This window comes from Lentzea roselyniae (assembly GCF_039537795.1).
GTDB classification, from domain to species: Bacteria; Actinomycetota; Actinomycetes; order Mycobacteriales; family Pseudonocardiaceae; genus Lentzea; species Lentzea atacamensis.
In genome coordinates, this window is record NZ_BAABBE010000009.1 from 177,804 (window position 1) to 203,493 (window position 25,690).

Genomic DNA, 25,690 nt, shown 5'->3' on the forward strand with positions numbered 1-25,690 from the left:
CGGCCGGGTCCAGGGGTTTCTGCCTGCAACGACGGAGGCGAGCACATGCGATTGAGGAACGCGTTCCTGGTTCTGGCCGCGGCAACCGGCCTGGCCGCGGCCTCCCTGTCGATGTCGACCGCTGCGGTTCCGGCACCGCAGCCCGGCGGTCTCGGCAGGTACGACATCACCGGTACCTACGTGAGCGGGCTGTCGTCCGGTGGGTACCTGGCCAACCAGCTCCACGTCGCGTACTCCGGCCTGTTCCAGGGCGCGGGCATCTTCTCCGCCGGTGCCTACGACTGCGCTCAGAACAACTTGAACACCGCTCTGTACGCGTGCATGGACACGTATCAGGTGCGCAAGACGCCGGCCGAACTGGAGCAGCTCACCAGGAACCGGGCTGCGGCGGGCAGCGTCGACTCGCCGCAGAACCTGGCTGGTGACCCGGTCTGGCTCTTTCACGGCGGTGCGGACCAGACGGTCGACCGGGTGGTGAACGACGATCTCGCCACCTACTACCGCGACTTCGGTGCGCGGGTCGCTTACAACAACACGACCGCGGCCGGGCATGCCTGGGTCAGTCCGATCGGGTCGAACAGTTGCGGGTCCACGTCTTCGCCGTACGTCAACAAGTGCGGGACCTCGGATCCGGTCGGGGAGATGCTCGGGCACCTGTTCGGGCAGGTGAACCCGGCGGCTTCGGCGTTGTCCGGCAAGCTCGTCCAGTTCGACCAGAGCGGGTACGTGCCCGGCGGCAACGCGGCGGCGGTCAGCATGGGGCGTGAGGGTTTCGCCTACGTGCCGCGGGCGTGCGAGACCGGGCCCTGCAAGCTGATGGTGACGTTGCACGGTTGCTACCAGTACTACGGCCTGGTGGGCAATGCGTTGATGGACAAGGGATATCTCAACGAGTACGCCGACACCAACAACATGATCGTGCTCTACCCGCAGGTGACCACGATGGCCGGAAACCCGCGCGGCTGCTGGGACTGGTGGGGGTACCAGTCCGCCCAGTACGCGCTCAAGACCGGGCCGCAGATGACCGCCGTGGTGAACATGGTGAAGGCGATGAGCGGTGGGCAGCCGCCCACGACCACGACGACGCAGCCGGTTCCTGAGTGCGTGACCGCGAGCAACTACGCACACACCACGGCCGGTCGTGCCTACGCCGTCGCGGGGCAGACCTACGCGACGGGCTCCGGCCAGGCCCTCGGTTTGTGGAACACGTTCACGAGCAGCAGCGTCCGTCAGACCTCGCCGAACTACTGGGTGAAGTGCTGACCAGGCGTGACTGAATGTTTCATTGAAGTTTCGCAGAGTTACCTGTAGGCTTGATGTTCTGGGAGCGCTCCCATTCCGCCGCTGCTGCTGTTCGATCATCGGAGAATGGAGGCTCATTCATGCGTGTCCGCACCACCTCCAGGTCCGCTACCAGACGGCGTGGCGTCATCGCGCTGGTCATCGGCATGCTGGCGAGCACTTTCCTGTGGGCGCCGCCGGCTTCGGCGCACGGCACCATCGTCAGCCCGGCCACCCGTGCCTACCAATGCTGGAAGACGTGGGGCAGTCAGCACACGAACCCTGCCATGCGTGAGCAGGACCCCATGTGCTACCAGGCTTTCCAGGCCAACGCCGACACCATGTGGAACTGGATGAGCGCGCTTCGGGACGGACTCCGCGGGAACTTCCAGGGGTCCACGCCGAACGGGCAGCTCTGCAGCAACGCCCTGGCGCGCAACAACTCGCTGAACACCCCGGGCCGGTGGAAGACCACCAGCGTGGGGGCCAGCTTCACGATGCACCTGTACGACCAGGCGAGTCACGGTGCTGACTACTTCCGCGTCTACGTGAGCAAGAACGGGTACGACCCCACCACGCAGAGTCTCGGCTGGGGCAACCTCGATCTCGTCACGACGACCGGAAGGTTCGCCCCTGCCAAGGACATCAGGTTCAACGTCCAGACCAACGGCTCGTACCGGGGCCACCACATCGTGTTCACGATCTGGCAGGCCTCGCACCTCGACCAGACCTACATGTGGTGCAGCGACGTGAACTTCGGCTAGCAGATCAACTGAGTCCGGAAGGCCGGCTCGGCGCCAGCGGTACTGGCGTCGGGCCGGCCTTTCCCAGGTCAGCTGGTGATGCCGAAGAACTGGAGTGCGACGGCGGCCATGCCCGCGGACGGCAGGTTGTGCCCTGCGCCCTGGATGCTGTAGGCCTCGACCTTGTCGGAGTAGCGGCGCCGGTTCCAGTTGGGACGCGGGGTGTCGCTGGACGTCGGTGCCTGGCTCAGGCCGAACACGTTGGTCCACTGCTCGATGGATTCCTCCAGCAGGGAGTACGGCACCAGGAAGTCGGCGGTGCCGTGCCACAGCTGGATTCGCGGGCGCGGGCCGGTGTAGCCGGGGTAGGCCTGCCGGACGGCGTCGCCCCACTGCTGCGGCGTGCGGTTCATGCTCCCGCCGGTGCACTTGCTGCGGCCGGGCGGGAAGTCGGCGGCGTTGGCGAAGCAGTTGAAGGGCACGCCCATGAACGCCGCACCCGCCTTGAACACGTCCGGGTAGAGGGCGAGCATCTCGTTGGTCATCATGCCGCCGGACGACGAGCCGGTGGCGAAGACGCGGTTCGGGTCACCGCTGTAACGCTGCTGGACGTAGGTCACCATCGACACGATCGAAACCGGGTCACTGCCGCCGCCGCGCCGCTTCGCCGCGTCGGACCACGTGTCGAAGCACTTGCCGAACCCGGCTTCCTGTTGTGCGCTCGGGTAGATGACGATGAACCCGTGCCTGTTGGCGAGCGAGGCGAACTCGCTGCCGGCGTAGAAGGCGGGGCCGGAGCCGCCGCAGCCGTGCATGGCGACCACGATCGCGGGCTTGGCAGGGCGGGTGTCCGGTACGTAGACGTGCATGCGCATCCGGCCGGGGTTGTCGCCGAAGCTGGTCACCTCCACCAGCGACGCGGCGGACGCCTGTGGTGCGAGTACGACGCCGATCAAGGTGATCAGGGCGCTGACGAGTGTCATGAAGGTTTTGCGCGCGGTCATCATCGACCTCCGGTTCAGGGATTCCGGACCACCGAAGGTATTCAGATTCGTGACGGCCGTCAATCTTTTGACGAATGACGTGGCGAGTCATTCGACGAATAATGGTCCGATGTCAGCAGCTGTGACTCCTCCGGACGGTGGTGTGGCCGGCTCCGCCGTGCGCCCCGAAACCGCCGCACTCGCGTTGTTCGGCGACCACGTGCTCGATCGCGGTGTGGCCGTGTCGACGGTGGGCGTCGTCGCCGCCCTCGGGCGGCTCGGCATCGGTGAGCACGCCGCGAGGACGGCGCTGAGCCGAATGGGCCGCCGCGGCCTGCTCCGCACGCTCCGCCGTGGCCGCCAGGCTTTTCTCGGGCTGACCGAGCACGGCACCGAGGTGCTGCACGACGGGCAGCGCAAGCTCGAGGGGGAAATCGTCGACCAGCACTGGGACGGCCGCTGGACGCTGCTGTCGTTCTCCGTCCCGGAAAGCAGGCGCGCGGATCGGCACGCCCTGCGCACCCGGCTCGGCTGGTTCGGCTTCGGGCCGTTGCGCAGCGGCCTGTGGGTCTCGACGTCGGCCGCGGACGTCTCGGCGACGCTGGCCGAGCTCGACCTGCTCGACCGCGCCGAGGTGTTCCGCGCTGAGGCGTTCATGTGGACCGATCCCGCGCGGATCGCCGCGGAGGCCTGGGATCTGCCGGCGATCGCCGCGGGTTACGAGGACTTCCTGGTGCGGTGGGCGGACGGGGCGTTCGGGCATCTCGACGAACTGTCGCGGCGGATCCTGCTGGGTGCCGAGTGGTTGCTGCTGATCCGGCGTGATCCGGTGCTGCCGTCCGTGTTGCTGCCGGAGGGATGGCCGGGGACCCGTGCCGCGGAACGGTTCCGCACGCTGCGGCACGGGTGGGAGCGTCAGGCCGGTGAGCTCGCCGCCGGCGTGCTCGAATCCATTGCGGACGAGTGAGGAGTCAGTTGCCGGCGAAGGTGGCTGCGGCTCGCGCCCGCAGCTCGACGCGGCGGACCTTGCCGGTGGCGTTGCGCGGCAAGGCATCCACGAAGACGAGGTGCTTGGGCACCTTGTAGCGGGCCAGGTTGGCTTCGAGGTGTTTGCGCAACGTGTCCTCGTCGAGATCCGTGCGAACCACGACGTAGGCGACGCCGACCTCGCCCCAGCGTTCGTCGGGCACGCCGACCACCGCGCACGACTCGACCTCGTCGAGCTGCACGACGACGGCCTCGACCTCGGCGGGATAGACGTTCTCGCCGCCGGAGATGATCATGTCCTTCACCCGGTCCACGACGTAGGTCCAGCCGTCGTCGTCGACCCGGACCACGTCGCCGGTGCGGAACCACTCGTCGTCGACGAAGCTGTCCCTGGACTCCTGCGGCCGGTTCCAGTAGCCGGCGAACACGTTGGGGCCGCGGACGAGCAGCTCGGCTGGCTGCGTGCCGAGCGGTGCGACGCGCTCGTCCAGGCCGAGTGCGGCGACGTCGGTGAAGAAGTGCGGGACACCGGCCGAGACGGGGTGGGCCGGGGTGCCCTCGTGGGTGCCCATCGACACGCCGGGGGAGGCCTCGGTCATGCCGTAGCCCTGCAGCAGCCGGACGCCGCGGTCGAGCCACGCCCGCGCGACGCGTTCCTGCACCGGTGAGCCGCCGTAGAGCACGCAGGTGAGCGAGCTGAGGTCGGTGGTGTCCCAGGCCGGGTCCTGGCACATCATCTGCAACATCGTTGGTACGGCGGAAAAACCGGTGATCCGTGCTTCGGAGATGCGCGCGAGGATCACGCCCGGGTCGAACCTGGCGACTGGTTCGACGCTGCCGCCCTTGAAGAGCGTCGGCAGGGTGATCTGGCCGAGGCCGACGCAGTGGAACAGCGGTGCGATGCACAGCGCGCGATCGGTGCTGAGGACGTCGAAGTGAGCGAGCTGGTTGACCGTGTTCCAGGTCAGGTTGCCGTGCGTCAGCACGGCCGCCTTCGGTTTGCCGGTCGTGCCGGAGGTGTAGAGCAGCAGGCACGGGTCGTCGAGCGTCACCTCCGCCGAGGGCGGCTCACCGGCTGTCTCCGCGTCGAGGTCGGCGGTTCGCAGCACGCGCGGCAGCGGTCCGGACGACGCGACGAGCTCGTCGGCGTCCGCGCTGTGCACGAGCAGGGAGGCGCCGCAGTCGGCGAGCATGTAACCGATCTCCGCGCCGGACAGCCGGTAGTTCAGCGGCACGAAGATCGCCCCGCACAGCGCGGTCGCGAACAGCGTCTCGAACACGCTGACGTCGTTGACCCCGAGGTAGGCGACCCGGTCGCCGCGCCGCACACCGAGTCCGGTCAGCACGGCCGCCAGCCGGTCGACGCGGTGCGCGAGCTCGGCGTAGGTCAGCGTCCGGTTCGCCTGCACGAGCGCGGTGCGGTGCGGGGAGATGCGCGCACGCCGGGCCGGCCAGCTGCCGACGCCGGGGTTGGCCGGTCCGATCATCGCCGCCTCACCCCAGCCGCAGCACTGGCTTGATCGTCGTGCCCGTCAGCACGTCGTCGACAGCCTGCCCGATCTCGTCGAACGCGTAGTGGGTGATGAGCCGGTCGATCGGCAGGCGGCCGGTGGTGACGTGCTCGACGAGCGCGGGGATCAGCGACTGCGTCTCGGCGTCGCCCATGGTGAGCCCGGTGACGCGGCGGCCGGGCAGCATGAAGTTCACGTCGAACGGCACCTGCGTGCCGAACGCGGGCGCGCCGACGATCACCGCGGTGCCCCGGCTCGCGAGCGAGGAGATCGCCGTGCCGAGCACGCCGGCGTTGCCCGTGGTCTCCACGACGCCGTCGACGCCGCGGCCGGACGTGAGCTTCGCGACCGCCTCGCCCAGGTCCTGGTGGGTGGTGTCGACGGTGTCGGTGGCGCCGAGCTCGGCCGCCAGCTCCAGCCGCCGCGGCACGCGGTCCGCCGCGATGATCCGGGTCGCGGGCGTGAGCCGTGCCGCCATGACCGCCGAGAGGCCGACCGCCCCCGCTCCGGTGACGAGCAGCGTGGCGCCGGGCCGCGGCGCCAGCACGTTCCAGACCGCGCCGGCACCGGTCATGACCCCGCACCCGAGTGGCGCGAGCAGGTCGAGCGGCGCGTCGGCGGCGACCTTGACCAGGCTGCGCTCGTCGACGACGGCGTGGTGGGCGAAGCTCGACTGCCCGAAGAAGTGACCGCCGAGCGGGACGCCGCCGCGGGAGATCGGCGACGTCCCGTCGGCCCGTTCGCCGCCGATGAGGTTCGACGGCAGCCAGGTGTCGCAGTAGGCGGGATGCCCTGCGCGGCAGTTCTGGCAACGGCCGCAGGAGGTGTAGCTCAGCAGGACGTGGTCACCCGCGGCGACCCTGGTGACCGCGGAGCCGACCTCCTCGACGACACCAGCGCCCTCGTGGCCGAGCACGCCGGGCAGCGGGAACGGCAGGTGGCCGCCCGCCACGCCGAGGTCGGTGTGGCAGATGCCGGTGGCGACGACGCGGACGCGCACCTCGTCGGGGCGCAGGTCGTCCAGCGTCACCTCGGCGAGCGTGAACCCGGAACCGGCGGCCTCGACCACGGCCGCTGTCGTTGTTGTGGGCATGGGTTTCTCCTGCGGGGTCAGGCGAGCGAGATGACGACGGACTTGGTCCTGGTGTAGGAGGCGAGCGCTTCCGGGCCGTACTCCCGGCCGTACCCGGAGTCCTTGACGCCGCCGAACGGGATCGCGGGGTCGAGCATCGCCCAGTCGTTGACCCAGACGATGCCCGCCTGCAGCCGGGCGGCCACGCGGTGCGCGCGGGCGAGGTTCTCGGTCTGCAAACCAGCTGCGAGGCCGTAGGAGGTGCCGTTGGCCATGGCGATCGCCTCGTCCTCGGTGTCGAACCGCTGCACGGTCAGCACCGGGCCGAAGATCTCCTCCTGCACGACGGGGGAGGTGTCCGGCAGGTCCGCGATCACCGTCGGCTCGAAGAAGAAGCCGGGCCGGTCCGCCCGCTGCCCGCCCGTGACGATCCGGCCGCCGGCCTCCTTCGCCTGCGCCACATAGCGTTCCACTTTGGACAGATGGCGTTCGCCGGCCATCGGGCCGATCACGGTTGCCGGGTCGAACGGGTCGCCGAGCGGGACGTGCGGCACGGCGCCGGCGAGCGCGCCGACGACGGCGTCGTACAACGGTGACGCGACCAGCAACCTGGGGCCGCCCATGCAGAACTGGCCCGTGTTGAACACGAAGCCCTTGATGGCCGCGCCGATCGCCTTGTCCAGGTCGGCGTCTTCGAAGATGATGTGCGCCGCGTTGCCGCCCAGCTCCATCGTCATCGGCTTGAGCTGTGCGCCCGCCACGCTCGCCGCGTGCCTGCCGACGGCCGTCGACCCGGTGAAGGCCACCTTGTCGATGCCGGGATGGCGCAGCAGGTGCTCGCCGATCTCGGCGCCGTAGCCGGTCACCACGTTGACCACGCCCGCCGGCACGCCGGCCTCGGCGAGGATCTCGGCCATCAGCAACGCGCTGAGCGGGGTGTCCTCGGCCGGCTTGTGCACGACGGTGCAGCCGGCCGCGAGGGCGGGGGCGATCTTCGAGCTCGACAGGATCAGCGGGAAGTTGAACGGCGTGATCGCCGCGACCACGCCGACCGGCTCGCGGCGGGTGTAGGCGTGCGCGGGAATGGGGATCTGCCGCGTCGCGCCGTCGATGCTCTGCGCCAGCGCCGCGTAGTACTCGTACTGCTCGGCGGTCGTCTCCACGTCGACGGGGCGGCACAGCGCGACCGGCTTGCCGACGTCGAGGCTCTCCACCGCCACCAGCTCGTCCGCCCTGGCCCGGATGACGTCGGCGACGCGGTGCAGGATCCGGGCGCGGTGTCTGCCGGGTGTAGCCGCCCAGCCGTCGAACGCCGCGCGGGCCGCGTCCACCGCGTCGTTCACGTCCGCCGTCCCCGCCCTGGCGACGGACGTCACGACGGAACCCGTGGAGGGGTCGGCGACGTTGATCCGGCCGCCTTCCGCTGCCTCCTGCCACTGCCCCCCGATGAACAACCTGCCAGGCTTGACGTCGGGGCGGAGCAGCGTTGCGGCCGGCCGGTCGTCCAGTGTGGTCATGGTGGGTTTGCCTTCCTGTGACAGGCTTCGAGGGGAGAGGGGAGTGCAGATGGGGAAGGTGAGGCGCTTGCGACCGTCGCTGATGTACGAGGTGAAGCAGGTGGAACTCGCGGTGCGCGCCCTCATGGACGAGGTGCTGCGTCCCGCCGGCGTGACGACCCTGCAGTACACCGCGCTGACGGTGCTGGCCGGCCGTGACGGCCTCACGTCAGCGGAACTGGCGCGCCACTCGTTCGTGACCGCGCAGACGATGACCGACATGGTCGCCGCACTGGAGCGGCGTGAGCTGATCGTCCGCGAGCAGGACCCCGCGCACGGCAGGAGGTTGCTGATCAGCCTCACGGACAAGGGCAGGGCGTTCCTGGACGAGCACGCCGCCGAGGTCGCGGCGATCGAGGAACGGATGGTGAGCAGGCTCAACAAGGACGAGCGAACCGCGCTGCACGACCTGCTCAACAGGTGCCGCGCCGCTCTCTCCGGCTCCTAGTGACCACGCATGGTTCTGCTCCTCGTCGAGCGCTGGTATCAGGATCACGAATATAAGGAATCCTGATATAGACAGCATGGGTCGGCTTTGTTGAACTGTCAAGTGTTTCTCGTGCGCGGCCGTGCCGTGCTCAGAGATCGAGCACCAGGCGCGGTGAGCGCGACCGGGACACGCAGATCATCATCGCGTCGCCGCACTCCTGTTCCTCCGCGGTGAGAACGGAGTCGCGGTGATCGGGCTCGCCGCCGAGCACGATCGTCTCGCAGGTGCCGCAGGTGCCCTCCTGGCAGGACGACAGCACGGACACGCCCGCCTGCTCGACGACCTCGAGCACTGACCGGTCGGCCGGCACCCGCAGCACGGTTCCGGTTTGTGCCAGCTCGATCTCGAACTCGTGCCGAGGCCCTTGTGCCGCATCGGGTTTCGGCGCGAACCGTTCGATGTGGAGGGTCCCGTCGGGCCACTCCGCGCAGTGCTCCTCCACGGCGGCCAGCAGGGGTTCCGGGCCGCAGCAGTACACCGCGGTGCCTTCCTCCGGCCGGCCGAGCAACGACTCCAGGTCCAGCAGGCCGTGCTCGTCCTGAGGGTGGATCTCGGCACAGCCGTGGCGTTCCAGCTCGTCGCGGAACGCCATGGACGACCGCGTCCTGCCGCCGTAGACCAGCCGCCAGTCGTGACCGGCCGCCTCCACCCGCGCGATCATCGGCAGGATCGGCGTGATGCCGATGCCGCCCGCGATGAACAGGTAGCGCTTCGCCTCGACGAGCTCGAAGTGGTTGCGCGGCCCGCCCACCTCGATCAGCTGGCCCGCGGTGAGAACGTCGTGCACGTGCCGCGAGCCACCGCGCCCGTCGAGCTCACGCAGGACGGCGACCTTCATGACCGAGGTGTCGGACGGATCCCCGCACAACGAGTACTGGCGGACCAGGCCGTCGGCGAGCACCAGGTCCACGTGGGCGCCCGGTGCCCAGGCCGGCAGCGGGTCGCCGTCCGGATGCCGCAGCGTCAGCAGCACCACGCCGTCGGCGATCGGTTCCTTGTTCTCCAGCAACAGTTTCATGGCGTGTGTCCCACGGGGTGGTCGAGCAGCCATTCCCACAGCTCGACCGGATCCTCGAACTCTCGCTCCGCCTGGCAGTGGCACACCGCCCGGAGCCGGTCGGTGCCCAGCACCCAGTGGATGCGGAACACGCGGTTGCCGGTGAGCGCGTTCACGACTTCTCGACCAGGCGCTTGAGCATCCGCCGCGCGGCGAGCCCGCCGGTGTCGATGTTGATCGACAGTTCCTGGTAGCCCTCCGGTTCGTTGGCGATGACCTTCTCCAGCACGTTCAGCGCCACGACGTCCTGCATCACGACAGTGCGGTTGTTCTCCGCGAGGAACGCGGAGACCTCCGCGTCGCCGAGCGCGAAATCCCTTGCCACGGCCCAGAAGTCGTGCGTCGAGGTCTCGGTCTCCGGCGTGATCGCGTACACGACCTCGACGTGGAACGCGTCCGGGTCGGTTCCGTCCGGGTTGGGCACGGACCCGACCGGCGCGATGCGGCTGTGCAGCTTGTACAGGCACGGCGGCGTGTACTCGATGTCCTGCCAGCGCGCGATCCTGCCCTGCAGGCCGGTCGACTTCGAGTAGAACGGCGGGCACTCCGCGTCGTCCATGTGCCGCGAGACGTAGACGATGCCCGCGTCCTCGTCGACCTCCGTCGTGATCGGGGTGGAGGCGACCTCCGGCGTGCCGATGTAACCGCCGTGCAGGTACGTCTCGTGCGAGAGGTCCAGCAGGTTGTCGACGAGCAGCTCGACACCGCGGCGACGACCTGGCCGCGCCGGTCGTGGATCGGCGCGCCGACCGACAGCGCGTCCATCGTGACCTGCCGGTCGCTGATCGAAAAGCCGTTCGACCGCACGGCGGCGAGCATCCGGCGCAGCTGTGCGGGATCGGTGACGGTCCGTTCGGTGTACCGGTCGATCGAACCGCCCAGCACCTCTTCCTGCACCTCGACGGGCGCGTGCGCGAGCAGGACCAGGCCGACACCGGTGGCGGTGAGCGCGAACCGGCCGCCGACGCGGGTGAGCACCGGCACCGCGCCGGATCCGGCGATCCGCTCGACGAAGACGACCTCGGTGCCCTCCCTGACCGCGAGCTGCACGTTCTCCCTGGTGATCAGGGAGAGGTCCTCCAGGAACGGCAGCGCGGTCTCACGCAGGCCGGGACCACGCGGTGCGAGCGAGCCGAGCTCCCACAACCGCAGGCCGATCCGGTACAGCCCATCGCCACCGCGTTCGACGGCACCCCACTCGCAGAGCTCGTGCATCAGCCGATGCGCGGTCGACAACGGCATGCCCGCCCGCCGGGCGAGCTCACTCAGCGTCAGCTCGCGGTGCTCCGCGTCGAACGCGCCGAGCAGCTGGAGCGCACGGCCGATCACCGGCCCGGTGGGACCGGTGGGCCGGCCTCGCCTGGGCACGCTCACCTCGTCATCTTCCACCGTGTCGGAGGCCCGTGTGTGGTGGGTCGGTTTCGGCGGCACCGGCATCCTCCACTCCAACATCGACTCCGGCCGCGACCACAAGACCGGCGAGCTCACCGTCCGCAACGAGCACTGGCGCGCGCCGACCATGTTCGCGGAGAAGGCGCTGGCCGAGGAGAGCCGCGAGATCACCGAGGTCCACCGGACCAGCTGACCGGCGATCAGTAATCTCCACGCCAGAGCTCCCCATGAGAGGGTTTGGGCAATGCCTGGCGTGTTCGTCAACTACCGCACCGGAGACGGTGAATGGGCTGCTGCCCTGGTGAAGCGGGAGTTGAGCGCGCGCTTCGGTGCTGACCAGGTGTTCTACGCGAGCCAGTCGATCCGCCTCGGCGAGGACTTCTCCCGCGAGATCCTGAGCGGGCTGCGCCGGTGCGAGGTGCTGCTGGCGCTCATCGGCCCCCGCTGGGTCGGCGCCGTGGATCGCGAGGGCGTCCGAAGACTCGACAAGGCCGACGACTGGGTGCGTCGCGAGATCACCGAGGCCTTCCAGTACGGGCTGCGCGTCATCCCCGTGCTGATGGACGGCATCGACCCGCTCACCGAAGCCGACCTGCCGGACGCGCTGAAGCGCCTGGCGCGCTGCCAGTACCTGCGCATCCACCACCGCAGCGACGATCTCGACCTCCCGCGCCTGGTGGACGAGCTGGTCGAGCTGGTACCGGAACTGGTCACGGCGAAGGCGGCGCCGGCGGTGGCGCGGGAGCACCGGCCGGCCGAGGGCGAGCTGCGCAGCACCGTCACCGAGTTCCGGCGTGCCCTGACCGAGCCCGTGGGCCAGTCGGTGAGCGAACGTGTGCAGGCGGCGGCAGCGGCGGTGCTCGACCTGCTGACGGAGGCGCGCTACCCCACCTCCGGTCACCTCGACGACCGCGAACTTCCCGCGGAGCTGGAGAAACGGCTCACCGGCTACGAGCACGACCTGGCACCACTGCTGCGGCTGGTGGCCATCGGCGTGCGCTCCGGCGACCGGCGGCACGACGACCTGTGGATCATGCTGGCCGAACGCTTCCTGCGCCCTTCGCCGCAGCACCGCGGCGCACAGGACGTGTGGGTCAACGCCGTGGCCTACCCTGCGTTGCTGCTGGTCTACGTGATCGGCGTGGCCGCGGTGGAGGCGGGCCGGGAGGACCTCGTCCACCGGCTGCTCTGCCAGACCTCGGTCATCGGCGCCGACGGCCGGTCCACGCCGGTGCTGCGCCTCCTCGCGTTGCGCAACGTGGTCGACCCGCGGCACGCTGCGGCGCTGCCCGCGTGGGGTGGCACACCGCCGCATCAGGCGTTGAGCGTGCAGCTGCGGCAGGTGCTGAGCCGGGTGTTCTTCAACGTCGTCGACGGCAGCGCGTTCGAATGGGCGTTCGCGGACTACGAGTTCCTGCGCAGCCTGCTGGAGCTGCACGACGGGGCGTTCTCCTCGCTCGGCGAGTTCGCCGTGCGCCTCGACCGGGTCGACGACGTCATCTACGAACGCAACATCGCCCGCCTCAACGCGGACTCCGCACTGCTGCGGGCCGGGGCGTTCGGCGGTGACCCGGAGCGGGTCGCGGTGGCCTGGCGCGAGCTGCGCCAGGCCACCCGTGCCCGCTACTCGTAGCTCCGTCAGTCGAGGCCTTCCACCACGACCAGGCTGAAGTGCCAGCCGGCGGCGACGGCCAGCACGCCGCGGTTGTACTGGGGTGGTGGCGACGCCTCTCCGTCCACGTTGCTGCCCCAGCCGACCACGGAGCCGTCCGTCTTCACAGCGAGGCTGTGCACGAAGTTGGTGGAGAACGAGATGACGCCGGTCCGGGCTGCGGGCGGTACTTCCTGCTCGTCGTCCGCCATCGTCGCCAGGGAGTGCTGGACACCCCCAGACAGGTCGACCGCTCCGCGGCCGGCCTCCGGCTGTTCCGCCATGGCAGGCCATCCGGGCCGGCCCCAGGAGATCACGGAGCCACCCGGCTTCAGCGCCAGGCTGTGGCCGGTGCCGGCGGCGATCGCGGTGACGCCGGTCAGGGCCTCCTGCGGAACGGTCGACTGACCGGCGAAGTTGCTGCCCCAGGCGAGGACGGAGCCGTCCCTCTTCAGCGCCAGGCTGTGGCTGCCGCCCGCGGCGATCGCGGTGACGCCGCTCAGGGCCTCCTGCGGAACGGCCAGCTGGCCGACGAAGTTGTCGCCCCAGGCGAGGACGGAGCCATCCGCTTTCAACGCCACGCTGTGGCCGCCGCCGGCGGCGATCGCGACCACGTCGTGCATGGCCTGAGGCGGAACGGTCGACTGGCCGTACTGGTCGTCGCCCCAGGCGATGACGGAGCCGTTCGCCTTCAACGCCAGATTGTGGCTGGCGCCGGCGGCGATGGCGATCACTCCGCTGGTCGCAGCCAGCGGCACGTCTGTCTGCCCCAGTCCGCCCTCGCCCCAGGCGATGACGGAGCCGTCCGCCTTCAACGCCAGACTGTGGTCGGCCCCGGCATCGATCGCGACCACGCCACTCGACGCCGCGAGCGGAACATCCGTCTGGCCCGCGAGGTTGGAGCCCCAGGCCTTGACCGCGCCCCGGGAAACCTTGAGCTGCCGGGACGACTGCGCGGTCCGCGTGCCGCTCGTGACGGTGAGCGAGACGGTGTAGACACCCGGCGCGGCGAACCTGTGGTCGAACTCGGTTGTGTCCGCGGTGACCACGGGCGTGGTCGTGCCGGGTCTGGTCACGGTCCACCGCCAGCGGTCGGCTCGCCCCGTGGTGTCCGCGCTGAAGTGCACCGACTCGCCGACCACCGGCCGTGGCCGCCGGAAGTCGATCCGGCTGATGCCCGGCGGCGCCTCTGCCGGAACCACGGTCACCACCGTCTCCGACTCCGCTGTGCGCCCCTCGCCGAGGGTTGCGGTGGCACGGACGGTGAAGCTGCCCGGTTGGTGCCAGCGGTGGTGGACGGTGGCGCCCGCAGCCTCCGTTCCGTCGCCGAACGACCAGCGGGTGGTGGCGGTGGCAGCGGGCCGGAGCAGCAGAGTCAGTTCGAACTCGTCTCCGACCACACCGCGATTGCCCGGCCGGACCACGATGGACGGGATGATCTCCGGTGCCCGCGGTGGTGGGTTCGCCCGCGGCGTCGAGCTCGCCCGGACGGGGAGTCCCAGGCCCGGTTGCTGCGCCCGGTGGTCGATCTTCGTCGCCTGCGCCCGCGGATCCGGTGCGGGCGGGGCCTCGTCCGTGGTGGGGCCGTCCGTGTACTTGGTGATCGTCCGGACGTCGCCCGCCAGGTCCAGCACCCCGGCCTTGTCGCCGTTCGGGTCGTTGAAGAACAGGATGCCGTCCCTGGCGACCAGCTCGAACCGGGTCGGCTTGTCGAACAGCTGGCGCTGGGCGACCACCCGGGAGGTGGTGACATCGACGATCGTCGCCTGCCCGGTGGAGTGGTTGGGAACCACGACGTCGTTGCCGACCTCGATCGGCGTCCCGAGCTCCGCGCCCGCGGAGCTGACCGGCACGGGCTCGGTGCAGCCGGTGTCGAACGCGCACGAGACCAGCTGGCCCCGGCTGCCGGTCGCGATGAGCACTCGCGCCTGGCCGGTGGAACCTCCGATCACCGCCGTGTCGTCAACACGCGCGTCAAGCCGTACCGACTTCGCCACCTCACCGGTCTCGGGGTCGAGCAACTCGGCTGCGCCTCGCTCCGGGTCCACCAGCGCAGGCCGGCCGTCGGTGATCGTCAGGTGACCGTTCTTCGTTGCGGCGGAACGGGTCCGTCGTTGCCCGTCGCTGAGCCAGACCAGGTCACCGGTCGTGTCGTCGATCGCCCACAACCGCCCGTTCTCGTCGACACCGACGTTGCCCGGCCTGATCGCCTCCGCCAGCCGCCGCGGTTCTCCTCGTGGCGTCAGCGTCGCCGGGTCGACGGAGGCAGTCATTCCACTGCGGACATCGACCACGTGCAGCGTGTCCGGAGCTGGCAGCACGACCAGCCCGTCGCTCGCGGGGAGAACCGGCACCGGTGCGGTGGGCCGTTCGGTGGCGGTGTCGATGCGGCTCAACCCACCGGTCTGCTCGTTCAGGACGAAGGCGGCGCCGGCCTGCTGGGCCACGTTCAGCACCGCGCCCGCGCCTGCGACCGGCACGCGGGCCGTCACCTCGGCGGAAGCGCCGTTCACCAGCGTCACCTCGCCGACTTGGCCGGACGGCAGCCAGGCCGCGCCGGAGTACATCCGCGCCTGTGAGGTCTCGTAACCCGGCCCTGCCACCAGAACAGCCGCCGCGATCACGGCGACGGAGGCGAGCGCGACTCCGATGTCTCTCGATTTCATCTGTATCGCCCCATTTCCAGGCTTTCGCCTGCCTGTCGCCTGCGTCGCGTGACCATCCACGAAGTCCACAGCGGACGTGGGTCCAGTGCGGCGCGAAGGCGTGCCGCGGACATGCGTCCCGGGTAGAGCTCGGCGTTCAGTCGTTCCACCAGTTCCCAGGCCTGGTCGGCGTCCGGCCGGTCGAGTTGTTCCGGCGCGTAGATCGCCTTGGTCGCCAGTTCCGCGGTCGCGGAGATCGGGTTCGCCGCGCTGCCGAGCCTGTCGCGCACGTGCTGAGCCACCTCGTGGAACGTGAGCGAGACCGGCGGTGAGATGCCTCGTTCGGTCAGCCGGTCGAGCTGTTCGTGCCACGCGCCGATCACCCGTACCGCGTGGTCGGGAGCGCGGCGCCGCTGTCTGCGGCGACGGGCTTTGCCGAGCACCACGAGTCCACCCGTGAGCAGCACCAGCAGAACCGCCGACGGCACCAGCACGAAGGTCCCGTTCAGGACGTTGTCCCAGCGGAACCTGCGGTCGTCCGGCGCATCGGCGGGCTGCGCCTCCGCCTGCGGTGCGGGCGACGGCGTGGTGGGCGACGGCGAGAGTTGCGGTGGCGGGACCACCCTGGGCGCCTCCGACGGCGGGTTCCCCGTGCTCGTGTCGTCGAGGGAGCTGGGTTCGTACGCGATCCAGCCGTACCCGGCGAAGTGCACCTCGGACCATGCGTGGGCGTCGGCGGTGGTGACCTGGAAGACCCCGTTCCGGGCGGGGCGCAAGCGGTATCCGACCGCGACCCTGGCCGGATACCCCCACATCCTGGCGATCACCGTGAACGCCGCGGCGTACTGCTCCGCGTACCCGCCGCCCGCGTCCCCTTCGGCCAGCGCGCGGGCGATGGCGGCGTAGGAATGCCCCGGTGGCCGATTCATCAGGTAGGGCTTGCTCCGCAGCTCTTGTTCCAGGGCGTCGAGCCGGTTGCGCGCGAGCCTGCTGTCGTGCCATTGCACAGCCGTGGCGGCCAGCGTGCGCAGGGCTTCCGGGACACCGGGAGGAAGCGGTGACGAGCGGGTCGCCGTCGTCGCGGCCGTTGCCAGGTCGGTGTCCCACGAATGGACCTCGCCCGTGACCTCGTAGCTGAACCCCGCCGAGGTGTGGCCGGTGCTCACCACCACGCCCGAGTCCGGGTCGAACCCGAACCGGCCCCTGGTCTCGCCGGGCACGTGCAACCGGGATGGCCAGCCGATGACCGGCAGGTACGGGCCGGAGAGCTCCTGCAGCTCGATGCGCGCCGTCACGGGCCTGCGGCGCACCAGCGCGGGATCGACGGAGAGGCGGCTCCCGGCCACGCGATAGGTGTCGGTCGAAGTCCAGGTGGTGCCGTCGAACGCGTCCAGCGCGGCGGTGCGCACCCGGTCGATCTGCGTGGCGGACTGGGGGGTCGTCCGCACGGTGAACAACGGGCGGGGCGGGTTCTCGTTGAGCTGTTTCTTCAGCTGCGCCAGCGGGGTGAGGGCGTCGGCGTGCACGACCGGCGGTGCGAGCAGGTCACGCGGATCGAACCGGTGCTCGCCGGACGCCAGGGGCAGCATCTGTCCGCCCGCCACGCCGAACACCGTGCTGGCGGCGACCATCGAGCCCGCGGCCACGAACGCGGCGACCGTTCTGGACGACCGGCGTTCGAGGCGCACGGCGCCGTCTCCGGTGCCGCGGTGGGTGCGGATCGCGGTCAGGATCAGCGCGGCGACCAGGAACACGACGGTGGCGAACGGGTGCCCGCCTGTCTGGTTGCCGACGACGAAGAGAGCGAACAGGAAGCCCGCCAGAGGCGGCAGGAGTGGCGCCAGCGCGCTCCGCGTCCGCAGGACGAGCAGGACCGACGAGAACGCCGCCGCCCACGCCACCAGCGTCGGTGCCGCCAGCAGTTCGCCCCACGTGTCAGCGGGCACGGTCACGGTGAGCAGGCGGTGCCAGCTGCCGCGCACGCCGTCGAGGACGGCCGAGCTGTCGCCGCCGAACACGCCGTAGACCAGGACCAGGCCGAGTCCCGCGACCGCCGGCACCGGTGTGACCCACGCCCGCCGGTGGCCCAGCGTGGCCGCCACACCGCCGGCGAGGCACGCGAGCGTGAGCACGAGGAGGTGCTCGTCGGTGACGAAGAAGCCTTGGTACACCAGCGCTCCGGCGGCCGACGCCACCATCGCGAGCACCACCTCGGCGACCGGGCCACTCCGTGCGAACCTCCGCCAGTTCATCGCAGCACCAGCCGGTTCCAGCCGGCGGCGAACCGTTCGCTGCTCGGCGCGGCGACCGCGAGCACACCGCGCGGCCGCGGCGGGAGGGCGGAGTCCGGCGAGACCAGCTGCGCGAGGCTGACCGAGAGGAACCTGTGGCGCAGCAACATCAGCAGCTGCGTGGCGTCGGCGTCCAAGCGGCCGGTGACGATGACGAGTGCGACGCCCTGCGTGTCGGAGACGACGTCCCGCACCAGGCCGGACAGAGCCGCGAGTCCCCGATCGGCGCTGTCCGGCTCCACAGTGGACAGAAACTCCAGCGCGGTACCGCTCGACTCCCTCTCGGCCGCACCGGTGGTGCGCAGCTGAAGCGGCAGCCCGGATCGCTCGGCCGCCACGCAGAACGACGCGGCGACGCGGACGGCGTCCTCGAACAGCGAACCGTGGTAGGACGCGGAGCTGGTGTCCAGCACGACCAGCTGGCGCGGCTCGTCGGGCACCACCACGTGACGGGTCATCACCGTGCCGGTGCGAGCCGTTGCGCCCCAATGGATGCGTCGCCAGTCGTCGCCCGGCGTGTACTCCCGCAGGCTGTGGAACGCCGCGCCGCCCAGCGGAGCGTTGCCGGTCGTCTGGCCGTCCGTGTCCTGCGGCCCGCCGGCGGTGATCGTGGCCAGGAGGTGCACGCGCGGGTAGACGTGCACGACCAGCTCACCCCCGCACGCGCGGCCGCGGTGCAGCAGCCGCAACGGGTCGGAGTGGCCGAGCGCGACCGGTGGGATCACGTAGCGGCCGCGCCGTGCCACCGGTAGCGGATAGGAGACCGTGCAGCTGTGGCCGGCCGTCAGCGCGGGCACCGCGACGGTGGTGCGGTGTCCGCCGATCGTCTCGCTGACCAGCAGCGGAGGGCTGCCGCGCCTGCCCACGTTCGTCACGGTCAGCGTGCCCTGGGCGGCGCCGCCCTCGAACACGCGTCTCGGCCGGACCTCCCGCACCACCGTCAGCCGGGGTGTCGCCACCAGCCAGGCGGCGGCCACCAGCAGGGCACCCGCCGCGGCGAGGCCGAGCGTCACCAGTTCCGGGTAGTCGGTCCACGTACCGAGGGCGACCAGGCCCACGGCGGCAGCCGCCGTCCAGGCCCCGGATCTGGTCAGCACAGCGCTCACCGGCCTGCCGGGACCGGCGCGCCGGCCAGGACGTCGTTGAGCACCGACTCGGTGGTGCGTTGCTGGATGCGCGCTTCCGGGGTGAGCAGCAGGCGGTGGTTGAGCACCGGGACGGCCACGGCCTTGACGTCGTCGGCGGTGACGTAGGGGCGGCCGGCGGCCAGGGCGTAGGCCTGGGAGGCGGTCACCAGGGCGATGCCGCCGCGCGGGCTCACGCCCAGTTCGACGTCGGGATGCACCCTCGTGGCGCGGATCAGGCGGGCCACGTACTCGCGGAGGTTGTCGGCGACGCGCTGGTCGCGGACGGCCCGGATCATCAGGCGGAGGTCGTCGAGCTCCATGACGGACTTCAGTTCTTCCGGACGGCGGCGCGTCACCCCGTAGGCGAGGATGCTCACCTCGTCGGCCAGGTCCTCCGGGTAGCCGATGCTGACGCGCATCATGAACCGGTCCATCTGGGCTTCCGGGAGGGCGTAGGTGCCCTGGTGCTCCACCGGGTTCTGGGTGGCGATGCAGAGGAACGGGTAGGGCACCGCCATCGGGCGGCCGTCGACCGTGACCTGGCCTTCCGCCATGACCTCGAGCAGGGCCGACTGGGTCTTCGGCGAGGCGCGGTTGATCTCGTCGCCCAGCAGGATGTTCGTGAAGACCGGGCCCTGCCGGAACTCGAAGCGCGAGCGGCCCTGGTCGTAGACCTGCACGCCGGTGACGTCGGAGGGCAGCAGGTCGGGGGTGAACTGGATGCGCTTCACCTCCGCACCCGCCACCGAGCGGGCGATCGCCTTGGCCAGCGACGTCTTCGCCACGCCCGGCACGTCCTCGATCAGCAGGTGTCCCTCGGCCAGCAGGCACACCAGCGCCAGCCGGACCACCTCGGGCTTGCCTCGGATGAAGTCCTCGACGTTCGCCGCCAGCGCCTCGAACCTGCGCTGGAAGATCGCGGCATCGGACACCTCATCGCCCCCATCGTGCATACATCAGTGATCGGTCCGTCGTTCAGAGAACAGGGCTGCGGAGGGCGGCGTTCAGGCGGGGGTGGACGTCGCGGACGGCGGCGTGATCGCGTTCGCGGCCGAGCAGGCGGGCCAGGCGTTTCAGGTCCTGCCGGACGGTGGCCGAGTCGACCAGGTCGGCGGCGTCGAGGACCTTCGCGGTCAGTGCGCTCGCGTGGTCGATGTCGCCCGCCGCGGCGTAGGCGAGGGCGCGGCGGGCGCCGAAGCGGGCGTGGGTGCGGTGGGCGGTCTCCGGCACGAGGGCGAGCTGCCGGTCCAGCACATCCGCCGCCTGGCGCGACTGGCCGAGGTCGTGCAGGCACCAGGCCGCGACGAGACTGTTCAGGTCGGCCCCGCTCACCGAGGCGGAGCCGATCACCATGCCGCTCGACGTGTCCGCCTCGTCGAGCAGTGCGGCGGCGCGGTCGAGTGCCCGCTGGCAGTTGTCGTAGTCGCACGCCAGCGCGTGGCCCTGCGCCTCGCGCAACGCGGCGAGCCCCTGGACCCGCGGCGATGTGCCCGGTGCCGCCTGCGCCTGCTGGGCCAGGTCGATCGTGCCCACGGCGTCGTCGCGGTAGAGCGTGATCAGCGCCTGCCTGATCAGCGAGTACGTGGCGAGCTCGGTGTCGCCGGCCGCGGCGCCCATCTCCACCGCGTTGCGGGTCCACCACATCGCGGCCCTGTCGTCACCGGCCTCCTGCGCCATCCACCCCGCGTACTCGCTGTAGCGCGCGGCCAGCCCGAGCAGCTGCTCGCGGACCGGGGAGGGCGCCCCGTTCGCCATGCCGCGCAGGGTGTGGGTGTGGACGGTCACCATCGGCAGCACCACGCTGGGACTCGTCGTCTGCCCCAGCTGCCTGACCTGGGCGAACAACGAGCGGAACGCCATCAGCGTGCCGTCGTGCGCCGCGGCCGCCGAGGCGCTGCGCGGTGCCCCGAGCGTCAGCCCGAGCAGCGAGGCCGCGCCCGTCGCGATCGCCTCACGCCGAGGCATCGGAACCATCCAGCTCGATCCGTCCGGAGCCATGCTCATCACCCACACTTCGCCGTCGCCGTCGGCCGCGACGGCTGCCGGCGGGCTCGCGGGAGCGGGCTGGTCCACCAGCGAGGCCAGACGTCCACCGGCTCCGAGAACCGCGTCGCAGCGCCGGGCCAGATCAACACCTGGTTGCTTGATGCCAGTTTCGATCTTGCCCAGATAGCCCTTGCTGTAGTGGACCTGCTGCGCCAGCGTCGCCAGCGACAGGCCCGCCGCGGTGCGCAGGCGCCGCAGTTCCACCCCAAAGACATCCGACTGCTCAGCCATGAGCCCCCGCCCCCATCCGCCACCGGAGCGCAGCGCGTGCCCGCGGCCGGTGAATCGACCGTTGCAGACTACTGAGCCCCTGGTCGTGGGCCCAGCCCCGGAGCGGCGAGGGCTGACCTCTGGCCGCACGGACCGAGTGTGATCGGCCGCCGATCCGATTCCCAGGCGTCTCCCGTCGCCTTCGCCACCGGGAGACGGGAGACCCCTGCCGTTCCGCTCCTGGCGGCGTGATGCTGGTGGCACGACGGAGACGCTCAGCGTCACGGTCGGGTTCTGGGGGGTGGCAGCAGGACTGGGTTCGCCCAGTGGTCCGGTCCTGCTGCCACGTGTAAAGGGGGGAGTCGCCGTGAACAGGGATTGGACGGGTGCGCCCTCCTGAGGAGGGCTCGCTCCCACTGCCTGTCGCAGGACTCACGCAAGTCGCGGCCGCGAATTTACGAATAAGAAACGGTGACGGAAAGCGACGACGGGGCGCACTCCGTTCTCGCTTAGAAGACTCCTCACGTTCTGTCAAGTTCGCGCCAATCACCAGTGCGTTTGTCGGGTGCGGTTGGAGAAAGCCCAGCTGGGCATCCCGTGCCCGCAATGACCTTCCGTGACCGATCTACCTGCGAGAGCGTGTTCACGCACCACAACAACGCTTCGCCGCCCAGGACCGGAACCAGGGGCGGGGGTGTTGCGATGGTCATCGGACTGAGTAGTCTCTACGCGCCCCCCAAGATCATCGCTGTTGATCGTCTCGATCGCGCGATGCTATCTTTCCGTCGCCAATTCGCGTGGTCGTGGAGCGTTGTGAAGCTGAAGACCGTGCCTGAGACGAATTACAAGACAATTCGTTCTCGGCTCACTGGTGTCGTGGTGGTTCCCAGCATCGTCCTTCTGGCCATGTGGGCGCTGTTCTCGTCCTATACGGTGTTCGAAGGGCTGTACCTTCAGCTGGTCGCCTCCGGTGTGAAAGACGCGTCGATTCCGGCGGTTCAGTCGTTCGCATCGCTGCAGAAGGAACGCGAGCTCAGCATGACGAGCCTGAGCCGGCCCGGCTCCGGTACGTCCGCGTTGATCAAGCAGCAGCAGGAGACCGACAAGGACCTGGCCACGATGAGGACGGCCTTCACCGAGCTCGCCTCCCAGGCGCCGCAGGAGGTCGCCGACGGGATCGGCAAGCTCAACGGGCTGCTGGACCAGCTGCCGCAGCAGCGGGCGGCGCTCGAGGCCGGCACCGCGTCCAAGGCCGAGATCTACCGCTACTACAACAGCGTGCTCGACGCGGGTGCCGCGCTGTTCAACACGCAGGCCCGCATCGTGCCGGACGCCGAGACGGTGCAGGGCGCGCTGGCCGCGGTGCAGTACTTCCAGGCGGCCGACTCGATGTCGCGGTCGGGTTCGGTCGCGGCCGGAGCGCTGGCGGCGGGGAAGTTCACGCCGGAGGAGCACCGCGAGTTCGTCTACCTCGTCGGCGCGTACCGGTCCTCGCTCAACTCGATCGAGCCCTACGCCCTGCCGAACGTGCGTGAGCACTACAAGACGGTCACCGGCAGCGCCCAGTGGCAGCAGCTGGTGTCCCTGGAGAACCGCCTGCTGCAGAACGCGGAGCGGCCCATCGGTCAGTCGGTCGGGCTGCCCGACTGGGAGGCCGCGAGCCGCGCGGTGTCGGCCGAGCTGACCACGATGGTGCAGGAGCAGTCCAACGGCGCCGTGAACATCGCGATGTCCAACGGCGAGAGCAAGTTCACCACGGTGCTGATCGGCAGTCTCATCGCACTGGTCGCGGTGATCATCGGAATCTTCGTCGCCGTCCGCATCTCCAGCCGCCTGGTCAACAAGGCGTTGATCGTCCGGCTGAACAACCTGAAGAGCGACTCGCTCAAGCTCGCGCACGAGCGGCTGCCGGACATCGTCGAGCGGCTGCGCGACGGCAAGCACGTCGACGTGGCGCACGAGGTGCCCGCGCTGGACTACGGCAACGACGAGATCGGCCAGGTGGCCGACGCGTTCAACGCCGCGCAGTACACCGCGGTGGCCGCGGCGGTGAAGGAGAGCCAGACGCGTGAAGGCGTGAACCGGGTCTTCCTCGACATCGCGCGCCGCAACCAGGGTCTCGTGCACCGCCAGCTGAAGATCCTCGACAAGCTGGAGCGCGAGGAGGAGAACCCCGACCACCTCGACGCGTTCTTCCAGCTCGACCACCTCGCCACCCGCGCGCGGCGCAACGCCGAGAACCTGATCATCCTGACCGGCGAGCAGCCGGGACGGCAGTGGCGCAAGCCGGTCCGGATGCTCGACGTGGTGCGCGCCGCCGTCGCGGAGACCGAGCAGTACGCGCGGGTGAAGGTGCACCCCGTGCCCGAGGTGGCGCTCGCCGGTGCCGCCGTCGCGGACGTGATCCACCTGATCGCCGAGCTCGTCGACAACGCGACGTCGTTCTCCTCTCCGCGCTCGCAGGTCGAGGTGCACAGCAGCGAGGTGCCGCAGGGTCTCGTGATCGAGATCGAGGACCACGGTCTCGGCATCAAGGCGGAGGACCGCGAGCTGCACAACCAGATGCTGGCCGCGCCGCCCGACTTCGAGGCCATGCGGCTGCGCGGCGAGTCCCGCCTCGGCCTGTTCGTCGTCGCCCGGCTGGCCGCCCGCCGAGGCATCCGGGTCGAGCTGCGCGACTGCTCGTCCGGCGGCACGATCGCGCTGGTGCTCGTCCCGTCCGAGCTGATCGTCGGCGAGGCGGGTGCGGTGGACGCCGCGGATCCCGTGCAGATGCCCAAGCCGACGTTCCGGCAGCAGACGCTCGCCCAGACCGCCCTCCCGCACGCCGCCGAGGACGTGGTGCTCGACGCGCGGCCCAGCTCCGAGCTGAACGAGTTCTGGGCAGGGGGAGGAGTGGGAAACGACCGGAGCTCCCGCCGGGACAGCGATCCCGACAGCGGGAGCATCGGCGGCGTGCTGCCCACAGCCGACCACCCGGCGGGCCCGTGGCCGGCAGAAGACCACCGGGAAGGTGACGCGGCGCGTCAGGACGCCCGGCCGGAGCTGCCCCGCCGCAGGCGTCAGCAGCACCTCGTGCCCCAGCTGGCGAACGACGATCACCGGCCCACGCCCGACTTCGCCGAGTTCGACACGGAGGAACGGGCGGAACGCACTCGCGACGGCATGTCGGCCTTCCAGCAGGGCACGCGTGATGCCCGCCGGGCCGATGACGACGTCGAACCGTGATGACACCGCTGAACACCGAAAGGGCTATTACGTGGACGACGACCTGACCGGCGGGCACCCCGAGCTCAACTGGTTGCTGGACGACCTCGTCGCCAGAGTGGTCGGTGCCAGGCACGCTGTGGTGCTCTCCGCGGACGGTTTGCTGCTCGCTCGCTCTCCCGAACTGTCCAAGGACGACTCCGACCACCTCTCGGCGATGGCGTCGGCGTTCCAGAGCCTCGCCCGCGGCACCGGAAGGCACTTCGGCGGCGGTCAGGTCCGGCAGACCATCGTGGAGATGGAGCGCGCTCACCTGTTCGTCACCGCGGCGGGCCAGGGTGCCTGTCTCGCGGTCGTCGGTGACGAGGACGCGGACATGGGCATGATCGCCTACGAGATGAACATGCTCGTGAAGCGCGTGGGGAGCTACCTGTCGACAGCGCCTCGAACACTCGCGTCGCCGCGGCTCCCCAACGCGCTCGGGTTGTCATGAGCTCCCGGTCGTCGGACTGGTGGTACGACGAGGCGGCGGGCCCGCTGGTCCGTCCCTACGCCCTGGTGAGCGGCAGGACCAGGCCCACGTGGGGCCGGCTGAACCTCGCGACCCAGGTGCGGTCGATCCGCACGTCGACCGACCCCAGTTCGCTCTCCGTGGAGCACCAGGAGATCATCCGACTGTGCCGCACCCCGCTGTCCGTGGCGGAGGTCGCCGCGTATCTGCACGCGCCGCTCGTCGTTGCGAAGGTGTTGCTGAGTGACCTGATCCAGCGCGGCGATGTCATCACCAGCGATCCGTCGCGGCTGGCGACCGGGCCGGATCTGAACCTACTGCAGAAGGTGCTTGATGGTGTCCGTGCGATCTGAGCAGAGAGAAGAACTGCTCGTCCCCTCGTCCGTGAAGATCGTGGTGGCGGGCGGGTTCGGCGTCGGCAAGACGACGCTGGTCGGCGCGGTCAGCGAGATCACGCCGCTGCGGACGGAGGAGCTGCTCACCGAGGCCGGCACGGAGATCGACGACCTGGCCGGCGTCGAGGGCAAGAACACGACGACGGTCGCGCTGGACTTCGGCCGCATCACGATCAACCCCGAGGTCGTGCTGTACCTCTTCGGCACGCCGGGCCAGGACCGCTTCTGGTTCATGTGGGACGAGCTGTCCCACGGCGCGATCGGCGCGGTCGTCCTGGTGGACACCCGCAGGCTGGACAGCGGTTTCGGGGCGATCGACTTCTTCGAGCGCCGCGGCATCCCGTTCGTGGTGGCGGTGAACTGCTTCGACGGCAGCCACTCCTACACCGAGGACGAGCTGCGGCACGCGCTCGACGTCACCACCAACGTGCCGTTGGTGCTGTGCGACGCGCGTGACCGCGAGTCGTGCAAGGTGGTGCTCGCCCGCGTGATCGAGCATGCGATGAGCAAGCTCGACCACGCGGCAATTGCCTGA

At 70.2% G+C, this 25,690-nt stretch carries 21 protein-coding genes and 2 pseudogenes; 10 read left to right on the plus strand and 13 right to left on the minus strand.

What is annotated here, in order from left to right:
* Window positions 1–45: 45 nt before the first annotated feature.
* Together ABFX45_RS18335 and ABFX45_RS18340 are read left to right on the plus strand one after the other, a co-directional pair.
* Window positions 46–1,263, plus strand: a complete 1,218-nt coding sequence (locus tag ABFX45_RS18335) for an extracellular catalytic domain type 2 short-chain-length polyhydroxyalkanoate depolymerase (protein WP_109638445.1) — start codon at window positions 46–48, stop codon at window positions 1,261–1,263.
* A gap of 119 nt (window positions 1,264–1,382) precedes the next feature.
* Window positions 1,383–2,045 (plus strand): lytic polysaccharide monooxygenase auxiliary activity family 9 protein, encoded by a 663-nt coding sequence (locus ABFX45_RS18340; protein WP_109638446.1) that lies wholly within the window; start codon window positions 1,383–1,385, stop codon window positions 2,043–2,045.
* 68 nt (window positions 2,046–2,113) lie between these two features.
* Here the strand turns inward: ABFX45_RS18340 and ABFX45_RS18345 are convergent, their stop codons facing one another.
* On the minus strand, window positions 2,114–3,007 hold the full coding sequence (locus ABFX45_RS18345; RefSeq protein WP_346131322.1) for an extracellular catalytic domain type 1 short-chain-length polyhydroxyalkanoate depolymerase: 894 nt from the start codon (window positions 3,005–3,007) through the stop codon (window positions 2,114–2,116).
* A gap of 130 nt (window positions 3,008–3,137) precedes the next feature.
* Between ABFX45_RS18345 and ABFX45_RS18350 the strand changes: the two genes are divergently transcribed.
* Window positions 3,138–3,974, plus strand: coding sequence for a PaaX family transcriptional regulator (locus tag ABFX45_RS18350; RefSeq protein ID WP_346131324.1), 837 nt, complete (start codon window positions 3,138–3,140; stop codon window positions 3,972–3,974).
* 4 nt (window positions 3,975–3,978) lie between these two features.
* Here the strand turns inward: ABFX45_RS18350 and ABFX45_RS18355 are convergent, their stop codons facing one another.
* From ABFX45_RS18355 to ABFX45_RS18365, 3 genes are read right to left on the minus strand one after another with little or no spacing between them, the layout of a single operon-like run.
* Window positions 3,979–5,481 (minus strand): acyl-CoA synthetase, encoded by a 1,503-nt coding sequence (locus ABFX45_RS18355; RefSeq protein WP_346131326.1) that lies wholly within the window; start codon window positions 5,479–5,481, stop codon window positions 3,979–3,981.
* Window positions 5,482–5,488: 7 nt separating this feature from the next.
* Window positions 5,489–6,598: an NAD(P)-dependent alcohol dehydrogenase gene (locus ABFX45_RS18360; RefSeq protein ID WP_109638449.1), complete on the minus strand. Its 1,110-nt coding sequence runs from the start codon at window positions 6,596–6,598 to the stop codon at window positions 5,489–5,491.
* Window positions 6,599–6,615: 17 nt separating this feature from the next.
* Complete coding sequence (locus ABFX45_RS18365; protein WP_109638450.1) at window positions 6,616–8,094, minus strand: aldehyde dehydrogenase family protein; 1,479 nt, start codon at window positions 8,092–8,094, stop codon at window positions 6,616–6,618.
* A gap of 67 nt (window positions 8,095–8,161) precedes the next feature.
* Between ABFX45_RS18365 and ABFX45_RS18370 the strand changes: the two genes are divergently transcribed.
* Window positions 8,162–8,581: a MarR family winged helix-turn-helix transcriptional regulator gene (locus ABFX45_RS18370; RefSeq protein WP_233439803.1), complete on the plus strand. Its 420-nt coding sequence runs from the start codon at window positions 8,162–8,164 to the stop codon at window positions 8,579–8,581.
* Window positions 8,582–8,711: 130 nt separating this feature from the next.
* Here the strand turns inward: ABFX45_RS18370 and ABFX45_RS18375 are convergent, their stop codons facing one another.
* The 4 genes and pseudogenes from ABFX45_RS18375 to ABFX45_RS18390 form a co-directional block, all read right to left on the minus strand.
* Entirely contained in the window at window positions 8,712–9,641 is a 930-nt protein-coding gene (locus tag ABFX45_RS18375) for a PDR/VanB family oxidoreductase (protein WP_233439804.1), read from the minus strand.
* Window positions 9,638–9,796, minus strand: coding sequence for a hypothetical protein (locus ABFX45_RS18380; protein ID WP_109638452.1), 159 nt, complete (start codon window positions 9,794–9,796; stop codon window positions 9,638–9,640). The genes ABFX45_RS18375 and ABFX45_RS18380 overlap by 4 nt, the downstream gene beginning before the upstream one ends.
* Window positions 9,793–10,377 (minus strand): annotated as a pseudogene (locus ABFX45_RS18385) (aromatic ring-hydroxylating dioxygenase subunit alpha); the annotation flags it as partial. The pseudogene ABFX45_RS18385 and the gene ABFX45_RS18380, both read right to left, overlap by 4 nt.
* Before the next feature lie 2 nt (window positions 10,378–10,379).
* A pseudogene (locus ABFX45_RS18390) lies at window positions 10,380–11,117 on the minus strand (IclR family transcriptional regulator); the annotation flags it as partial.
* Here ABFX45_RS18390 and ABFX45_RS18395 point away from each other — a divergent pair.
* Complete coding sequence (locus tag ABFX45_RS18395) at window positions 11,086–11,265, plus strand: hypothetical protein (protein WP_346131330.1); 180 nt, start codon at window positions 11,086–11,088, stop codon at window positions 11,263–11,265. The pseudogene ABFX45_RS18390 and the gene ABFX45_RS18395 overlap by 32 nt on opposite strands.
* A 51-nt stretch (window positions 11,266–11,316) precedes the next feature.
* Window positions 11,317–12,705 carry a toll/interleukin-1 receptor domain-containing protein gene (locus tag ABFX45_RS18400; RefSeq protein ID WP_346131332.1) on the plus strand — a complete coding sequence of 463 codons (1,389 nt, stop codon included), beginning with the start codon at window positions 11,317–11,319 and terminating at the stop codon, window positions 12,703–12,705.
* A 5-nt stretch (window positions 12,706–12,710) separates the two neighbouring features.
* Here the strand turns inward: ABFX45_RS18400 and ABFX45_RS18405 are convergent, their stop codons facing one another.
* From ABFX45_RS18405 to ABFX45_RS18425, 5 genes are read right to left on the minus strand one after another with little or no spacing between them, the layout of a single operon-like run.
* Window positions 12,711–15,389, minus strand: a complete 2,679-nt coding sequence (locus ABFX45_RS18405) for a PKD domain-containing protein (protein ID WP_346131334.1) — start codon at window positions 15,387–15,389, stop codon at window positions 12,711–12,713.
* Entirely contained in the window at window positions 15,386–17,620 is a 2,235-nt protein-coding gene (locus ABFX45_RS18410) for a transglutaminase TgpA family protein (RefSeq protein ID WP_346131336.1), read from the minus strand. Before ABFX45_RS18410 ends, ABFX45_RS18405 begins: the two co-directional genes overlap by 4 nt.
* The gene (locus tag ABFX45_RS18415) at window positions 17,617–18,756 is read right to left on the minus strand and encodes a DUF58 domain-containing protein (protein WP_346131338.1); all 1,140 of its coding nucleotides are present in this window, start codon (window positions 18,754–18,756) and stop codon (window positions 17,617–17,619) included. Before ABFX45_RS18415 ends, ABFX45_RS18410 begins: the two co-directional genes overlap by 4 nt.
* Window positions 18,757–18,761: 5 nt before the next feature.
* Window positions 18,762–19,739, minus strand: a complete 978-nt coding sequence (locus ABFX45_RS18420) for an AAA family ATPase (protein ID WP_109638460.1) — start codon at window positions 19,737–19,739, stop codon at window positions 18,762–18,764.
* 22 nt (window positions 19,740–19,761) lie between these two features.
* Entirely contained in the window at window positions 19,762–21,063 is a 1,302-nt protein-coding gene (locus tag ABFX45_RS18425; protein WP_346131341.1) for a helix-turn-helix domain-containing protein, read from the minus strand.
* Window positions 21,064–21,921: 858 nt separating this feature from the next.
* Between ABFX45_RS18425 and ABFX45_RS18430 the strand changes: the two genes are divergently transcribed.
* From ABFX45_RS18430 to ABFX45_RS18445, 4 genes are read left to right on the plus strand one after another with little or no spacing between them, the layout of a single operon-like run.
* Window positions 21,922–24,270 (plus strand): sensor histidine kinase, encoded by a 2,349-nt coding sequence (locus ABFX45_RS18430; protein ID WP_346131343.1) that lies wholly within the window; start codon window positions 21,922–21,924, stop codon window positions 24,268–24,270.
* Window positions 24,271–24,301: 31 nt separating this feature from the next.
* The gene (locus ABFX45_RS18435) at window positions 24,302–24,742 is read left to right on the plus strand and encodes a roadblock/LC7 domain-containing protein (protein ID WP_204760285.1); all 441 of its coding nucleotides are present in this window, start codon (window positions 24,302–24,304) and stop codon (window positions 24,740–24,742) included.
* A complete protein-coding gene (locus ABFX45_RS18440) occupies window positions 24,739–25,113 on the plus strand; it encodes a DUF742 domain-containing protein (protein ID WP_109638463.1) in 375 nt (124 codons plus the stop codon). Before ABFX45_RS18435 ends, ABFX45_RS18440 begins: the two co-directional genes overlap by 4 nt.
* Entirely contained in the window at window positions 25,094–25,690 is a 597-nt protein-coding gene (locus ABFX45_RS18445) for a GTP-binding protein (protein WP_109638464.1), read from the plus strand. Before ABFX45_RS18440 ends, ABFX45_RS18445 begins: the two co-directional genes overlap by 20 nt.

Coding starts and splice junctions, on each gene's coding strand:
- ABFX45_RS18400 (WP_346131332.1), top strand. CDS start 11,317: ATGCCTGGCGTGTTCGTCAACTACCGCACCGGAGACGGTGAATGGGCT.
- ABFX45_RS18405 (WP_346131334.1), bottom strand. CDS start 15,389: ATGAAATCGAGAGACATCGGAGTCGCGCTCGCCTCCGTCGCCGTGATC.
- ABFX45_RS18365 (WP_109638450.1), bottom strand. CDS start 8,094: ATGACCACACTGGACGACCGGCCGGCCGCAACGCTGCTCCGCCCCGAC.
- ABFX45_RS18345 (WP_346131322.1), bottom strand. CDS start 3,007: ATGACACTCGTCAGCGCCCTGATCACCTTGATCGGCGTCGTACTCGCA.
- ABFX45_RS18340 (WP_109638446.1), top strand. CDS start 1,383: ATGCGTGTCCGCACCACCTCCAGGTCCGCTACCAGACGGCGTGGCGTC.
- ABFX45_RS18445 (WP_109638464.1), top strand. CDS start 25,094: ATGGTGTCCGTGCGATCTGAGCAGAGAGAAGAACTGCTCGTCCCCTCG.
- ABFX45_RS18375 (WP_233439804.1), bottom strand. CDS start 9,641: ATGAAACTGTTGCTGGAGAACAAGGAACCGATCGCCGACGGCGTGGTG.
- ABFX45_RS18360 (WP_109638449.1), bottom strand. CDS start 6,598: ATGCCCACAACAACGACAGCGGCCGTGGTCGAGGCCGCCGGTTCCGGG.
- ABFX45_RS18440 (WP_109638463.1), top strand. CDS start 24,739: ATGAGCTCCCGGTCGTCGGACTGGTGGTACGACGAGGCGGCGGGCCCG.
- ABFX45_RS18350 (WP_346131324.1), top strand. CDS start 3,138: ATGTCAGCAGCTGTGACTCCTCCGGACGGTGGTGTGGCCGGCTCCGCC.
- ABFX45_RS18355 (WP_346131326.1), bottom strand. CDS start 5,481: ATGATCGGACCGGCCAACCCCGGCGTCGGCAGCTGGCCGGCCCGGCGT.
- ABFX45_RS18335 (WP_109638445.1), top strand. CDS start 46: ATGCGATTGAGGAACGCGTTCCTGGTTCTGGCCGCGGCAACCGGCCTG.
- ABFX45_RS18420 (WP_109638460.1), bottom strand. CDS start 19,739: ATGCACGATGGGGGCGATGAGGTGTCCGATGCCGCGATCTTCCAGCGC.
- ABFX45_RS18410 (WP_346131336.1), bottom strand. CDS start 17,620: ATGAACTGGCGGAGGTTCGCACGGAGTGGCCCGGTCGCCGAGGTGGTG.
- ABFX45_RS18425 (WP_346131341.1), bottom strand. CDS start 21,063: ATGGCTGAGCAGTCGGATGTCTTTGGGGTGGAACTGCGGCGCCTGCGC.